The organism is Devosia crocina (assembly GCF_900116545.1).
Lineage (GTDB): Bacteria > Pseudomonadota > Alphaproteobacteria > Rhizobiales > Devosiaceae > Devosia > Devosia crocina.
The window spans coordinates 166,226-180,719 of the sequence record NZ_FPCK01000002.1; the positions used below are offsets into that span (position 1 = coordinate 166,226).

Here is a 14,494-nt window from a genome sequence, read left to right on the forward strand (position 1 = left end):
CTGATCAGGCCGGGCCGATCTGGTTTTGCAGGTCGCGCACGAAGCTGTCGAGGTTGAGCTGGCGCTTACGGTCGAGACGGGCGGAAGCAAGGATTGCGCGGACGCGGGCGACCGAGAGCTCGAGGTCTTCGTTGACGAGCACGTAGTCGTATTCGGAATAATGCTCCATCTCGTGGCGCGCGTTCCTGAGGCGCTTGTCGATGGTGCCGACGCTATCCTGGGCGCGGCGCTCGAGGCGGGCCCGCAGCTCCTTGATGGAAGGCGGCAGGATGAACACCGTGACCATGTCGGGCCGGCACTTTTCGTAAAGCTGCAGCGTGCCCTGATAGTCGATGTCGAAGAGGATATCGTTGCCGGCGGCCAGCTGCTCTTCGACGCGGGCGCGGGGCGTGCCGTAGAAATTGCCGTGCACTTCGGCCGATTCGAGAAGGCCGCCATCGCGCTGCATCTGCTCAAAGGTGGGCACGTCGATGAAGTGGTAGTGCTTGCCGTCGATCTCGTCGGTGCGGCGGGCCCGGGTCGTGACCGAAACCGAGAGCTTGATATTGGGATCGGCGCCGAACAAGGAGCGCGAAATCGAGGATTTGCCGGCGCCCGAAGGCGAGGCAAGAACAAGCATGACGCCGCGACGCTGGAAATCCATTGGTTAGGCCACTCTATTCGATGTTCTGAACTTGCTCGCGTAGTTGATCGATCGCCGCCTTGAGGTCAAGACCGATGGCGGTGAGCTCCACGGCGTTCGATTTGGAACAGAGCGTATTGGCTTCGCGATTGAATTCCTGCGCGAGGAAATCAAGACGCCGGCCGACTGGACCCGCGGAACCAAGCAGAGACCGAGCACTCGCAATGTGGGCGCGGAGGCGATCGATCTCTTCCTGAATATCGGCCTTGGTGACGAGAAGCAGGGCTTCCTGCGCCAGACGCTCGGGCGCGATATCAGGCTCAAGGCGAAGGGCGGCGATCTGCTGGCTAAGGCGGCTGGATATGGCCTCGCGCGTGCGGCTCGGATGGGCGTCTGCGCGCTCGACGAGCTCGGCAATGGTATCGAGCTGGCGGACAAGGATGCCGCTGATGCGGGCGCCTTCATCCAGACGCGATATCTGGAGGTTTGAAATGGCCTCACGCAAAGCGGCCATCAGGACGGGTTCGAGACCCTCTTCGTCGAATTCCCTGGCCTCGTCGAGGACAAGAACGCCCGGGAGCGCGAGAATTCCGTCAGCACTGGACCGTCGCACATCAATGCGGCTTCCAATGCTCTCGATGGCGGAAAGGACGACCTCGAGAGCGGCCGGATCGACCGAAACCGCGCCCGACCGCGCTTCGCGATCAAACGTGACGGACGCGGTGATCGACCCACGGGACAAGGATTGGCTCAAGAGCTGGCGCAGCGGGATATCAAAACGATCAAGCCCAGATCCCATCCGGGTACGGATATCGAGGCCCCGGCCATTGACGGACTTGAGCTCCACTCGCAGCCGCGCCGCGCCAAAGCCTGCTTCGGCACGGGCGTAACCGGTCATGCTGGCGATTTGAGCGCTCACTGCTGCGCCTCGCCCTCGGCCTCTCCTGCCTCCTCTGCTTCAAGCTCCTGGCGGGCAGCTTCTGCTTCGGTTGCGGCCTGCTCGGCGGCTTCACGCTCGATCTCGCGATAGCGCGCAACGTTCTGCTGATGCTCGGCATAGGTTTCGGCGAAGACGTGGCCATCGCGCGGCGATGCACCCTTGGCAACGAAGTAGAGGTAGTCGTGGCTGTCGGGATGGGCGACCGCGTTGAGCGCCTCTATGCCCGGATTGGCGATCGGGGTCGGGGGCAGGCCATCGATCTGATAGGTGTTGTAGTCCGTGCGTTCCTGGATTTCGGAACGGCGGAGGCCCCGGTCGAGCGTCGATTGACCAAGCGTGATGCCATAGATGATGGTCGGATCGGACTGGAGGCGCATGCCGGTGCGCAGACGATTGACGAAGACGGCAGCTACCTGCGGGCGCTCTTCGGCGACGCCGGTTTCGCGCTCGACGATGGAGGCCAGAATCAGCAGCTCGGCAGGCGAAGCGAGCGGCAGATCCGCCTCGCGGCCTTCCCAGACTTCGGCGAGCGCCGCAGTCATCGCCGCCTGCATGCGATCGATCACCGTCTGGCGCGTATCGCCCGGGATATAGTCGTAGGAGCCGGGAAGGATCGAGCCTTCGGGCGGCAGGGTGTCGATGGAGCCGGTCAGGCGCTCGTCGGCATTGACGCGCTGCACGACCTGCCAGGAGGTCCAGCCTTCGGGAATGGTGACGGCATAACGGATAGGCGTGCCGGTGGTGAGTTCATGGAGAATATCGGCCATGCTGGCGTTGGCGGGAATGGTGAAGTCCCCTGCCCTGATGGTGGTGTTATCTTCCACGCGGCTGCCGAACTGGCTGAAGATCAGCGAATTGGTGATGAAGCCCTGCTCCTCAAGCCGGCTGGCCGTAGTCGAAAGGGCATTGCCGCTTTCGACCCGGAACACGCGCTCTTCGGGCAGCGGCCCATCGCCATAATATTGAGAGGCGACGAAGATGAAGCCGCCACCCACAACCACGAGACCGATCACCAGCAGCGTCAAAAAGGCATTGAGAACGTCGACAAGGCCATTCGACGAGCGGCGGCGGCGTTTGCGTCGGTCGTTCATAGGGAATCACCTCTGCCCGTCCAAGCGGGGATCTTATTGGTCTTGTGGCGCCCAAACGTGGCGCGGCGGCGGCATTGTTGGCAAGCGTCCGTGACAAAGACAAGGGCACATTGCGTGTGTGCGCAATGTGCCCCTGCAAAGCTTGTCTGGATCAGGCGACCTTGCGCATGACCAGCGTGGCATTGGTGCCGCCAAAGCCGAAGCTGTTGGACAGCGCCACGTTGATGTCCTTTTGGATCGCCACCTTGGGCACGAGATTGATCGTGGTCTCGACGGAGGGATTGTCGAGATTAAGGGTCGGCGGGACCATGCTGTCGCGCATGGCAAGGAGGCAGAAGATCGCCTCGACGGAACCAGCGGCACCCAGCAGGTGCCCGATGGCCGATTTGGTGGAGCTCATCACCCGGCCTTCGGCGGCATCGCCGAGAACACGCGTGACGGCGCCCAATTCGATCTCGTCGCCGAGCGGGGTCGAGGTGCCGTGGGCATTGATATAGTCGATTTCGGAGGGCGCAATACCGGCGCGCTTGACCGCCGCACTCATGGCGCGGAAGCCGCCATCGCCATCGGGCGAAGGAGCGGTGATGTGATAAGCATCGCCCGAAAGGCCATAGCCGATCACTTCGCCATAGATCTTGGCGCCGCGCGCCTTGGCGCGCTCATATTCTTCGAGCACGACGATGCCGGCGCCCTCGCCCATCACGAAACCGTCGCGATCCTTGTCATAGGGGCGCGAGGCGGCGACGGGATCGTCATTGAAGCCGGTCGAAAGGGCGCGGGCTGCGGCAAAGCCGGCCAGCGACAGACGATTGACGCAGCTTTCGGCGCCGCCGGCCACCATAACGTCGGCATCGCCGAGCGAAATCAGACGCGCTGCGTCGCCGATGGCGTGAGCGCCGGTCGAGCAGGCGGTGACCACTGAATGGTTGGGACCCTTGAGACCGAACCGGATCGAGACATGGCCGGAAGCAAGATTGATCAGGCGCCCCGGAATAAAGAAGGGGCTGATGCGGCGCGGACCTTTTTCGTGCAGCGTCACGGAGGCATCATAGATGCCGCCGATGCCGCCGATGCCCGAGCCGATCAGGACGCCTGTGCGCTCCTGCTCTTCCTGGGTCTTGGGTTCCACCCCGGCATCCTGGATGGCCTGGGTAGCAGCGGCCATGGCATAGACGATGAAATCGTCGACCTTGCGCTGCTCCTTGGATTCCATCCACTCGTCGGGATTGTACATGCCATCGGCATAATCCCCACGCGGAATGCGGTGGGCAATCTGGCAGGCGATATCATCGACCTGGAAGTCGTCGATACGCTTGGCTCCGCTCTTGCCTGCGAGAAGGTTGGCCCAGGTGGCCTCCACTCCGCAACCAAGGGGCGTGACAAGCCCCATTCCGGTGACGACGACTCGGCGCAGTTCCATGTCTATACCTGCCCGTCCAGCTTAGCTGGTGGCCTTGGTGAGGAACGAGACTGCATCACCGAAGGTCTGGATCGACTCGGCGGCATCATCGGGGATCTCGACCGAGAATTCTTCCTCGAAAGCCATCACCAGCTCGACCTGATCGAGCGAGTCAGCGCCCAGATCGTCGATGAAGCTGGCCTTTTCGGTGACCTTCTCGGCGTCCACATTGAGGTGTTCCACAACGATCTTGCGGACCCGATCAGCGACATCGCTCATATTTGACTTCCCTTTTCAGAAATCGACGTTTCGTTTCGCTTCTTATTGGCGCCAGGCCAATTCATCAAGCGCGGTTTTGACTTGCTCGGCGGCAATGTAAGCGGCCTTATCGGCGCTCGCAAGGGAACCGGCAAGAGTTAACGCGGCGGCGAGTAACATGTTTCACCGCCCATTGCCAGCAGCCGCGCCAGTGGTTTCCAATGGTTTAAGCCATTGTTAACGAGGTCGGTAGCTGGAATTGTGCTACTTCTGGCCGGAAGACCCCTCACCCTGACCCTCTCCCCGAAGGTGCGAGGGTATCCTATCGAGTTTGCCGCGCGGTCAACTCCAGAACACCGGCTCACTCCCCTCGCCCCCTTGGCGAGAGGGTTACGGTGAGGGGCCCGGCAGCACAACTCGGACCGTCAGATCATCGCCATGCCGCCATTGACGTTAAGCGTGTGGCCCGTGACATAGGCGGCGGCGTCGCTGGCCAAAAACACGGTACAGGCCGCTACTTCCTCGGCGCTACCGAGCCGGTTGGCAGGAACCTGGGCGAGGATAGCCTCGCGCTGCTTCTCGTTGAGCTCTTCGGTCATAGCGGAGGCAATGAAGCCGGGCGCGATGGAATTGACCGTGATATTGCGCGAGGCGACTTCGTGTGCCAGCGCCTTGTTCATGCCGATGAGACCCGCCTTCGAGGCGGCGTAATTGCCCTGGCCGGGATTACCCATGACGCCGACCACCGAGGAAATGCCGATGATGCGGCCCCAGCGCTGCTTCATCATCCCGCGCAACACGGCGCGGTTGAGGTGGAAAGCGGCGGTGAGGTTAACGGCGATGACGTCGTCCCACTCTTCATTCTTCATGCGCATGAAAAGGTTGTCGCGGGTCATGCCGGCATTGTTGACGAGAATGTCGACCCCGCCCATCACCGCTTCGGCATCGGGCACGAGTGTATCGACATCGTCCATCTTGGAGAGGTTGCACGGCAGTATCGGACATTCCTTGCCAATCTGCTGGGCGGTCTCCTCGAGCGCGCCGACACGGGTGCCAGAAAGGGCGACGGTGGCGCCGGCGGCAGCCAGAGCCTTGGCGATCTCACGGCCGATGCCGCCGCTGGCGCCGGTGACAAGGGCACGCTTGCCGGTCAAATCAAACATATTGTCCTCCCCGATGGGATGCGAATTCGGTGTGAGACGGATCAGGCCGTCAGCTGAGCGATGATGCCATCGACATCGGCGGGCAGGCCAACCGATATTGCTGCAACATCGGGAGCGATGCGCTTGGCAAGACCCGACAAGACCTTGCCGGTGCCCAGCTCGACCAGTTGGCTGACGCCACCTTCGCCCGCGAGCCAGGTCACGCTCTCGGTCCAGCGGACGACACCGGTGACCTGCTCGACAAGGCGCTGGCGGATTTCGGCGGGGTCGGTGATGGGAGCGGCAAGTACATTGGCCACAAGGGGGACGACCGGCGCCTGCATTTCTACTTCGCCCAAGGCGGCAGCCATGGCTTCGGCCGCCGGCTGCATGAGCGAGCAATGGAACGGCGCACTGACCGGCAACATAAGGGCGCGCTTGGCACCCCGGCCCTTGGCGATCTCGAGCGCGCGTTCGATGGCGGCGTGACCGCCCGAGACGACGACCTGGCCCGGCGCATTGTCGTTGGCGACCTGGCACACATCGCCCTGCGCGGCTTCTTCGGCAACGGCGCGGGCCGTTTCAAGATCAAGCCCGAGCAATGCGGCCATGGCGCCGTGGCCGACCGGGACGGCTTTCTGCATGGCCTGGCCGCGGGTGCGCAACAGGCGCGCCGTGTCGGAGAGCGAGAAGGTGCCGGCCGCGCAAAGCGCAGAATATTCGCCCAGCGAGTGACCGGCGACATAGGAGGCGTGGGTCGCCAGATCGAGACCGCGCGACTGGAGCACACGCAGGACGGCGATGGACGAAGCCATCAGCGCAGGCTGGGCGTTCTCAGTGAGACGCAAGACGTCTTCGGGACCCTCGAACATGGTGGAGGAGAGCTTTTCACCGAGGGCTGCATCAACTTCGTCGAAGACGGCGCGCGCTTCGGGATAGGCATCGGCCAGCTCCTTGCCCATGCCGACGGCCTGGCTACCTTGGCCGGGGAAGGTGAACGCAGTGCTGGACATGATGGTCTTCCCTCTTCTGTCGCAATGGAGCAGCCCATGAAGGAACCCTCCCACTCTGCCGGGTTTGAGCGAGAGTGTGCGGCAGAGTCAAGGCAGACCGGGCATTCCGTTTAATAAGCCGCCTGCCGATGCGATATTTGGTGTGGAATATGGAGGTCGGAATGAAGGCCACTGTGCAGATAGACGCACTGCTGCTGGAGCGCGCCAAAGAGTCGCTTGGGATCGCTGATGCTGAGCAGCTTGTGGAGTTCGCATTGAAGGACGCTATTCATGGCAAAGCATCGGAACGCCTCGCCGCTCTCGGCGGCACGATGCCGGATCTCGAGTATCCCGCCCGGTACCGACGAGGTTTCGAAGAGGAATGATCCTCGCAGACACTTCGGTCTGGACAAATCACTGGGTGGTGACCGATCTCGGCTTCGCCCGACTGCTGGTCGAGCGACAGATCCTCATGCATCCTTTTGTGCTGGGCGAGCTGGCCATGGGGAGTCTGAAAAATAGACGCAGCACGCTTGCTGGCCTACGCGACCTTCACGTAGTCCCAACTGCACCGGATGAGGACGTCTTGATGCTGGTCGAGGCACATTCGCTCTTCAGTCGTGGTATCGCTACGTCGATGCGCATCTGCTGGCGGCATGCAAATCTCACGGCACTTGCAAACTGCTGACGCGCGATCGACGCCTCTATCGGGCGGCTGTGGAGCTCGGGATAGCAGGGTAAACTGCCATCCCTCTGCCCTTATCCTTCAAGGATATGAAGCGACGGCTCAAAGACCGAGTGCGTCGCGGGCGGAGCGCTCGGCGACATCGCCGGCCTGGGCGATTTCCGCTTCGGTCTGGCCAAGGGCGCGCGCGCCGGCTTCGGCCGCACGGCGGGCATTGACGACGGCATCCTGCTTGGCCTGTTCGCTCATTTCACCAGCCCTTTGGCGCAGGGCATCATAGGTGGCGCCGGGATTGCTCAACGCATCGACGGCGGGCGCCATGGATTCGGGAAGGGTCAGTTCGATGGTGCGCGATCCGTCCGCACCGCTCTCCACATTGACGCTGGCGCCCCGATTTTGCTCGACGGCCGTGCCCTGCGCGGCATTCTCAGGCGGGCTGTCGCAGGCAGCAAGCGACAGAGCGGAAACGGCGAAAAGAGGCAGCAGGAACCTGGTCACGGGATCGTCCTTGTTGTTCTTGAATCAGGTGTTTGTTTCCCTCGCTCGTGACCAAGTTATGACGGCGGGCACGCGGAGCGGGCCTTGCTCTTGTGTTTACCGGTCATGTTGAGTATATGCCGCGCAGCAATTCGTTTGGCCGGGGGCTGAACGGAGGGTTTTTGCTTTGGCAAGAACAGGGCCCTGAACAAGCCCGGCCTCCCGTGTTCCCGCTCTTTGCAAGACTGCTTTGACGCCTTTCCGGCTTCAGAGGGGCTCCGCGCCAGACATTGCTCGAACAACTGAAAGGAAGGCGCATTCATGGCCCTTTACGAACACATCTTCCTGGCTCGCCAGGACGTTTCCCAGCAGCAGGTCGAAGAACTGACCGCTCAGCTGACCGAAATCCTGTCCCAGGGTGGCGGCAAGGTTACCAAGAACGAATATTGGGGCCTCAAGGGTCTCTCTTACCGCATCCGCAAGAACCGCAAGGCGCACTACACGCTGCTGAACATCGAGGCTTCGGCTCCTGCCGTCGCTGAAATGGAACGCCAGATGCGCATCAATGAAGACATCCTGCGCTTCATGACCGTTCGCGTCGACGAACTCGAAGAAGGCCCCTCGGCCATGATGCAGAAGCGCGACCGTGACGATCGCGATGGTGGCCGTGGCGACCGTGGTGGCCCCTCGGGCGACCGTCGTCCCCGCCGCTTCTAAGATAAGGAACGCATAGCCATGGCTATCAAAGACCTCACCACTTCCCAGGCCCGTCGTCCGTTCCAGCGCCGTCGCAAGACCTGCCCGTTCTCGGGTGAAGGCGCGCCGAAGATCGACTACAAGGACGTTCGCCTGCTCTCGCGCTACGTGTCCGAGCGCGGCAAGATCGTGCCGAGCCGCATCACTGCCGTTTCTGCCAAGAAGCAGCGTGAACTGGCTCGCGCCATCAAGCGGGCCCGCTTTATCGGCATCATGCCTTACGCCGTTCAGTAAGCTCGCTGGGAAGGCGATCTGCTGGCGTTCACCTGCGCTTCCGGTGCTCACGTACGAAGGTACGCTCCGCTCCGGTTCTCGGCGAACACCAGCATCTCATCCTTCCCAACGGCTTCTTTCGACGACTGCGACACCGTTCAGGGGTCGGAGTTGCTGGGGTCGCAAAATGGTTTGCGGCCTCTAACCGTCACTTCGACGGGACAGCCCAAGGAAAAGAAAATGAAAGTCATTCTGCTCGAGCGCATTGGCCGCACCGGCACTATCGGCGACGAAGTCAATGTCAAGGACGGCTTTGCCCGTAACTTCCTCCTGCCCCAGGGCAAGGCGCTCCGCGCCACGGAAGCCAATCGCAAGCGCTTCGAAAATGAACGCGCTCACATCGAACAGCGCAATGAAGAACGCCGCAACGCTGCTGCCGGGATCGCCGAAGGCCTCAATGGCCGCACCGTGGTGATCATCCGCCAGGCCGGCGAAACCGGCCAGCTCTATGGTTCGGTTGCCGCTCGCGACATCGTCGAAGCTCTCGCTGTCGACGGCTTCACTGTGCAGCGCAACCAGGTCGATCTTGCCGATCCGATCAAGTCGGTCGGCGTGCACTCCGTGCCGCTGGCTCTTCACCCAGAAGTCGCCGTTTCGATCACGGTCAACGTTGCCCGTTCCAACGACGAAGCCGAGCGTCAGGCTCAGGGTGAAGACGTCACCGTCCACACCTTCGAAGAAGAAGACGACAGCGACTTCGCCGCCGGCCAGGCCGACGCTGCCAACGACGACCGTTTCGAAGAGTAGTTTTTTCGATACATCAACTTGCAGAGGCCGGACCATAGCGTCCGGCCTTTTGCTTTGAGCATTGCTATTCGGCGCTTGTTCTTGCATTGTTCCCGTGCCAGCGCTAAACTCGGTTTTCCACGCTGTTCACAGAGTTCACACCTCACAAAGCTTAATTAACCATCGTGCCGCTAGGTCGGGAGACTCTTGCCACTGGGCCGTGGTTAAGAAAGGTTAACACTCCCGAGGATCACGATGGCTGAGATCGCGCGGCTCCACCCTGCCGAAGACAAGTCGTTTCGCGTTGCACCGCACAATGTGGAGGCGGAGCAGGCGCTTTTAGGCGCTATACTGCTCAACAACGAAGCCTTCTACCGCGTATCGGATTTTCTCGAGCCCGAGCATTTTTATGAGCCCGTGCATCGGGACATCTACGATGTGACGAGCAAGATCATTCGCGCCGGCAAATCGGCGGATCCCACCACCATCAAAACCCACCTGCCCGATCAGCTGCTGCCGGAAATGACCATGGCGCAGTATCTGGCGCGGCTGGCTGCGGAAGCGACCACCGTGATCAATGCCGGCGACTATGGGCAGGCGATCTACGATCTCTCCATCCGCCGCAACCTGATCCTGGTGGGCGAAGAGATGGTTTCGGTCGCTTATGAGTCCGAGGTCGAAATGACCCCGACCAAGCAGATCGAAAAAGTCGAGGGCGAGCTTTTCCAGCTGGCCGAGAAGGGGCGCTACGATGGCGGCTTCCAGGCTTTCGGTTCGGCGCTCAATGCCTCGATCCGCATGGCGGGTGAAGCCTTTCAGCGCGATGGCGGGCTGTCCGGCATCGCTACGGCACTGCACGATCTCGATCGGCAGATGGGTGGTCTTCAGCGCTCGGACTTGATCGTGCTGGCAGGGCGTCCGGCCATGGGCAAGACCTCGCTCGTGACCAATATCGCTTATAATGTCGCCAAAGCCTGGCGCGGCGATGTGACGCCAGATGGACACAACAAGACGGTCGAGGGCGGGGTCGTTGGGTTCTTCAGCCTCGAAATGAGCTCCGAACAGCTCGCAACGCGTATTCTTGCAGAACAGGCGGAGATTTCGTCCTCGGACATTCGCCGCGGTCGCATTCACGACAGCCAGTTTTCCAAACTGGTCGACGTCTCCAATGTCATGAGCAAGGTACCACTTTATATCGACGATACCGGCGGCATTTCGGTGGCCCAGCTGGCGGCGCGCGCGCGGCGGCTCAAGCGCCAAAAGGGGCTCGACCTCCTGATCGTGGACTATTTGCAGCTGCTTTCAGGCTCCTCGAAAGCCTCGAGCCAGAACCGCGTGCAGGAGCTGACCGAAATCACGACGACGCTCAAGGCGCTGGCCAAGGAACTGGAATGTCCGGTGATCGCGCTGTCCCAGCTGTCGCGTCAGGTCGAGTCGCGGGACGACAAGCATCCGCAGCTGGCAGACTTGCGCGAATCGGGTTCTATCGAGCAGGACGCCGACGTGGTGCTTTTCGTTTATCGCGAGGAGTACTATCTCAAGAATAAGGAGCCCAAAGAGGGCACGCCCGAGCACATCGCCTGGCAGGGAGAAATGGAGCAGGTGCATGGCAAGGCGGAAGTCATCATCGCCAAGCAGCGCCACGGCCCTACCGGAACGGTGCAGCTCAGCTTCGAAGCGCAATTTACACGCTTCGGCAATCTCGCACGGGCAGACTACCTGCCTGAACGCATGGAATAGGCATGAAGCTGACATCTGGCCTTGGTGGCCAACTGACGATCGACCTCGGCGCTCTGGCGCGCAACTGGAGCGCCCTCGACAAGGTGAGCCAGGGCGCGCTGACGGCCGCCGTGGTGAAGGCTGACGCCTACGGAACGGGCATCGAAATGGCGTCCAAGGCGCTCCATGCCGCCGGCGCCCGGTTCTTTTTCGTGGCAACGCCCGATGAAGGCGTGGCGGTGCGCACCGCCCTGCCCGATGCCCATATCTTCGTGCTCAACGGGCTCTATCCGGGCGCAGCCAACCTCTATATCCGGCAGAACCTGATGCCGGTGCTCTCTTCGATGGAGATGCTCGAAGAGTGGCTCACCAAATGCGTCGAGCGCAACGAGGCTTATCCCAGCGCCTTTCATTTCGACACCGGCATGAACCGGCTCGGTTTCCGCCTCAATGAGGCGGTGGTGGTGCGCGAGCGGATCGGGCGGCTGGGCTATGCGCCGCAGATGGTGATGAGCCATCTCGCCTGCGCCGATATTCCCAATCACGAGAAGAATCGCACACAGCTGGCCCTGTTCAGCTCGGTGATGAACCAGTTCCCCGGCATTCCTGCTTCGCTCGCCAATTCGGCGGGTCTGATGACCGGGCGCGCCTACCACTTCCAGATGGTGCGGCCCGGCATCGCGCTTTATGGCGGACGGGCCGTCGTTGGGCGCAAAAATCCGATGGCGCCGGTTGTGACGCTGCATGCGCCGGTGCTGCAGGTGCGCGAAGCACGGACAGGCGAAACGGTGGGCTATGGCGCCTCCTACTCGCTCTCCCGCGACAGCCGATTGGCGGTGATCGGGCATGGCTATGCCGATGGCTTTCTCCGCTCGCTGTCCTCGACCAATTCGCGCCCCGGTGCCAAGGTCTTTCTCCATGGCAAGCTGTGCCCGGTCGTCGGTAAGATTTCGATGGATCAGAGCATCGTCGATATCACCGAGCTTGGCGCCAACCTGCCGCGGCCGGGAGAAGGCGTGGAAGTGCTCGGGCCCAATGTGAGCCTTGACGAACAGGCCGACGCAGCGGGCACGATCGGCTATGAGCTGCTGACTTCGCTCAAGGGCCGGTATAACCGGGTCTATGTCGGCAATGGCTATATGCCAGGCGAATAGGTTCTCTTTTTGTTCTTGCGCTGCCGATTGTGCCTTGTTAGCTTTGCCACGATTTTCCGGCGCAAGAGGCGAGTTGTTTGGCCAAGCAGAGATCGAACTTTGTCTGTCAATCCTGCGGCGCCGTTACGACGCGGTGGCAGGGCCGGTGCGATGCCTGCGGCGAGTGGAATTCCATAGTTGAGGAATTGGTCGATAGCGGGATCGGTGCGGGACCAAAGGCTGCCAAATCCGGTGGCCGCCCGACCAATCTCCTGCCGCTGGCCGGAGAAACCGAAAGCGCGGCCCGTGTCGTAACCGGCATCGCCGAGCTGGATCGGGTGACGGGCGGCGGCTTCGTCAAGGGATCGGCACTGCTGGTGGGCGGGGATCCGGGTATCGGCAAATCGACGCTGCTGCTGCAGTCGGCGGCAGCTCTGGCCAACCAGGGCAAGCGCGTCATCTATGTTTCGGGCGAAGAAGCGGTGGCACAGGTGCGATTGCGCGCCCAGCGCCTGGGACTCGGGGAAGCCGGAGTGCTGCTGGCAGCCGAAACCAATGTCGAGATCATCCTCGCAACGCTTGAAAGTGGTCCGCCGCCCGATCTCGTGATCATCGATTCGATCCAGACGCTGTGGACCGACCGGGTGGAGAGCGCGCCGGGGACGGTCACACAGGTGCGCACCTCGGCACAGGCGCTGACGCGATTGGCCAAGAAAACCGGGGCCGCGGTGGTACTGGTCGGGCATGTGACCAAGGATGGACAAATCGCGGGGCCTCGCGTTGTCGAACACATGGTCGATGCGGTTCTCTATTTCGAGGGCGATTCGAGCCACACATTCCGCATTCTTCGCGGGGTGAAGAATCGCTATGGCGCGACCGATGAAATCGGGGTCTTCGCCATGACCGAGCGCGGGCTGGAACAGGTCGCTAATCCGTCGGCATTGTTTTTGGATCAACGCGACGAGGACGCGGCGGGCTCAGCGGTGTTTGCAGGAATGGAGGGCACGCGACCGCTGCTGATAGAAATCCAGGCGCTGGTGGCGCCCTCCCCGCTCGGCACGCCGCGACGGGCCGTGGTCGGTTGGGATTCTTCGCGCCTCTCGATGGTGCTCGCCGTGCTCGAAACGCGCTGCGGGGTGCGGATCGGGGCCAATGACATCTATCTCAATGTTGCCGGCGGCCTCAAGATTACGGAACCGGCGGCCGACCTTGCCGTGGCGGCGGCGCTGATTTCGTCTTTGACAGGGGCGCCCTTGCCCAAGGAAGCGGTTTATTTTGGAGAAATTTCGCTGGCCGGCGGCGTGCGGCCGGTGGCCCATTCGGGATTGCGCCTGCGCGAAGCGCAGAAGCTCGGCTTTCAATCGGTGATGACCGGACGGGTCAATTCGGTCGACAAGACCTCGGGCTTCGACATTTCTGAATTTTCCCAGCTTTCCGAAATGGTGGGCCGAATAGCGGCCAATGGCAAGAAGCCGGTGGCGGAGCCGGAAGGATGGTGAGTTAACAAACTCTAAAAGTTCACCGCCGAGCGCCGCCGCGGCCTTGGCAGGGGCGATCAAAGCCGCTAATGGTCGCGGCAACGGGCCCGGGCGGCCAGCGGAGACAGGCGAAACATATGCTGACAGCGTTTGACGTTGGTGTGGGCGTGCTGGTGTTGATCTCGGCGATTCTGGCGACTGCCAGAGGCCTGACGCGCGAGGTGCTGTCGCTGGCGACATGGGCGGGTTCGGCGGCCATCGCCATCTACATGTATCTCTATCATCCCGACATTGCGCAGCAATATATCGCTGAAGAGATTGTCGCCAACATCGCAACCGTTGTCGTCAGCTTCATCGTTTCGCTAATCGTGCTGCATCTTCTGACCATGCGCATCGCCGATTTTGTCGTGGATAGCCGCATCGGGCCGATCGACCGGACGCTGGGCTTCGTGTTCGGCGTGCTGCGCGGGGTTCTGATCGCCATTGTCATCACCATTTTCGGGGTGTGGCTCCTGGGCACGAACTTGCCTGAATGGGCGCGCAACTCACAGTCGCTCCCCTACTTGCAGAATATGGGCTCGACGCTTATCTCCATGCTGCCCGAAGGGCTTGAGCAGCAGGTCAACGATATTCTGCGCGGCGGTGGCGCCGATCTGACCGCCGACCCCGAGGCGCCGGCTGCCCCGCTCGACAACGCACCGGCACCGGGCACACCGGTCGACCCCACGATCGATGGAACCGTGGATCCGACAGAAGCACCGGTGGATGGGGAAACCCAGATCTGATGCGGAGCGGGTGTACGC

The 14,494-nt window shown here is 61.9% G+C and carries 17 protein-coding genes; 9 read left to right on the forward strand and 8 right to left on the reverse strand.

Annotated features, from left to right (window positions below):
* Positions 1-4: 4 nt before the first annotated feature.
* The 7 genes from gmk to fabD form a co-directional block, all read right to left on the reverse strand.
* Complete coding sequence (gene gmk / locus BM364_RS10450; RefSeq protein WP_244542846.1) at positions 5-643, reverse strand: guanylate kinase; 639 nt, start codon at positions 641-643, stop codon at positions 5-7.
* Between the two features lie 13 nt (positions 644-656).
* On the reverse strand, positions 657-1,541 hold the full coding sequence (locus BM364_RS10455) for a YicC/YloC family endoribonuclease (RefSeq protein ID WP_210186424.1): 885 nt from the start codon (positions 1,539-1,541) through the stop codon (positions 657-659).
* Positions 1,538-2,653 carry an endolytic transglycosylase MltG gene (gene mltG, locus BM364_RS10460; RefSeq protein ID WP_092424316.1) on the reverse strand — a complete coding sequence of 372 codons (1,116 nt, stop codon included), beginning with the start codon at positions 2,651-2,653 and terminating at the stop codon, positions 1,538-1,540. The genes BM364_RS10455 and mltG overlap by 4 nt, the downstream gene beginning before the upstream one ends.
* Positions 2,654-2,804: 151 nt before the next feature.
* Positions 2,805-4,067 carry a beta-ketoacyl-ACP synthase II gene (gene fabF / locus BM364_RS10465; RefSeq protein WP_092425296.1) on the reverse strand — a complete coding sequence of 421 codons (1,263 nt, stop codon included), beginning with the start codon at positions 4,065-4,067 and terminating at the stop codon, positions 2,805-2,807.
* 27 nt (positions 4,068-4,094) lie between these two features.
* Complete coding sequence (locus BM364_RS10470) at positions 4,095-4,331, reverse strand: acyl carrier protein (RefSeq protein ID WP_092424318.1); 237 nt, start codon at positions 4,329-4,331, stop codon at positions 4,095-4,097.
* Positions 4,332-4,735: 404 nt separating this feature from the next.
* Positions 4,736-5,473: a 3-oxoacyl-[acyl-carrier-protein] reductase gene (fabG, locus tag BM364_RS10475; RefSeq protein ID WP_092424321.1), complete on the reverse strand. Its 738-nt coding sequence runs from the start codon at positions 5,471-5,473 to the stop codon at positions 4,736-4,738.
* A 41-nt stretch (positions 5,474-5,514) separates the two neighbouring features.
* Positions 5,515-6,465 (reverse strand): ACP S-malonyltransferase, encoded by a 951-nt coding sequence (gene fabD / locus BM364_RS10480; RefSeq protein WP_092424323.1) that lies wholly within the window; start codon positions 6,463-6,465, stop codon positions 5,515-5,517.
* Between the two features lie 161 nt (positions 6,466-6,626).
* Here fabD and BM364_RS10485 point away from each other — a divergent pair, with 161 nt between their 5' ends.
* Positions 6,627-6,830, forward strand: a complete 204-nt coding sequence (locus BM364_RS10485) for a type II toxin-antitoxin system VapB family antitoxin (protein WP_139232570.1) — start codon at positions 6,627-6,629, stop codon at positions 6,828-6,830.
* Positions 6,827-7,132, forward strand: coding sequence for a hypothetical protein (locus BM364_RS10490; RefSeq protein ID WP_210186425.1), 306 nt, complete (start codon positions 6,827-6,829; stop codon positions 7,130-7,132). Before BM364_RS10485 ends, BM364_RS10490 begins: the two co-directional genes overlap by 4 nt.
* Before the next feature lie 99 nt (positions 7,133-7,231).
* Here the strand turns inward: BM364_RS10490 and BM364_RS10495 are convergent, their stop codons facing one another.
* A complete protein-coding gene (locus BM364_RS10495; RefSeq protein ID WP_092424327.1) occupies positions 7,232-7,627 on the reverse strand; it encodes a hypothetical protein in 396 nt (131 codons plus the stop codon).
* A gap of 300 nt (positions 7,628-7,927) precedes the next feature.
* On the opposite strand from BM364_RS10495, the gene rpsF reads away from it, so the two are divergent.
* From rpsF to BM364_RS10530, 7 genes are all read left to right on the forward strand, one after another.
* Positions 7,928-8,323: a 30S ribosomal protein S6 gene (gene rpsF / locus BM364_RS10500; RefSeq protein ID WP_092424329.1), complete on the forward strand. Its 396-nt coding sequence runs from the start codon at positions 7,928-7,930 to the stop codon at positions 8,321-8,323.
* Between the two features lie 18 nt (positions 8,324-8,341).
* Complete coding sequence (gene rpsR / locus BM364_RS10505) at positions 8,342-8,596, forward strand: 30S ribosomal protein S18 (protein WP_425284883.1); 255 nt, start codon at positions 8,342-8,344, stop codon at positions 8,594-8,596.
* 219 nt (positions 8,597-8,815) lie between these two features.
* A complete protein-coding gene (gene rplI / locus BM364_RS10510; RefSeq protein ID WP_092424331.1) occupies positions 8,816-9,382 on the forward strand; it encodes a 50S ribosomal protein L9 in 567 nt (188 codons plus the stop codon).
* A gap of 234 nt (positions 9,383-9,616) precedes the next feature.
* Entirely contained in the window at positions 9,617-11,101 is a 1,485-nt protein-coding gene (locus BM364_RS10515) for a replicative DNA helicase (protein ID WP_092424333.1), read from the forward strand.
* 2 nt (positions 11,102-11,103) lie between these two features.
* Positions 11,104-12,234, forward strand: a complete 1,131-nt coding sequence (alr, locus tag BM364_RS10520) for an alanine racemase (RefSeq protein ID WP_092424335.1) — start codon at positions 11,104-11,106, stop codon at positions 12,232-12,234.
* A 77-nt stretch (positions 12,235-12,311) separates the two neighbouring features.
* Positions 12,312-13,712, forward strand: coding sequence for a DNA repair protein RadA (gene radA, locus BM364_RS10525; RefSeq protein ID WP_092424337.1), 1,401 nt, complete (start codon positions 12,312-12,314; stop codon positions 13,710-13,712).
* Between the two features lie 116 nt (positions 13,713-13,828).
* Complete coding sequence (locus tag BM364_RS10530) at positions 13,829-14,476, forward strand: CvpA family protein (RefSeq protein ID WP_175528563.1); 648 nt, start codon at positions 13,829-13,831, stop codon at positions 14,474-14,476.
* The last annotated feature ends 18 nt before the right edge of the window (positions 14,477-14,494 follow it).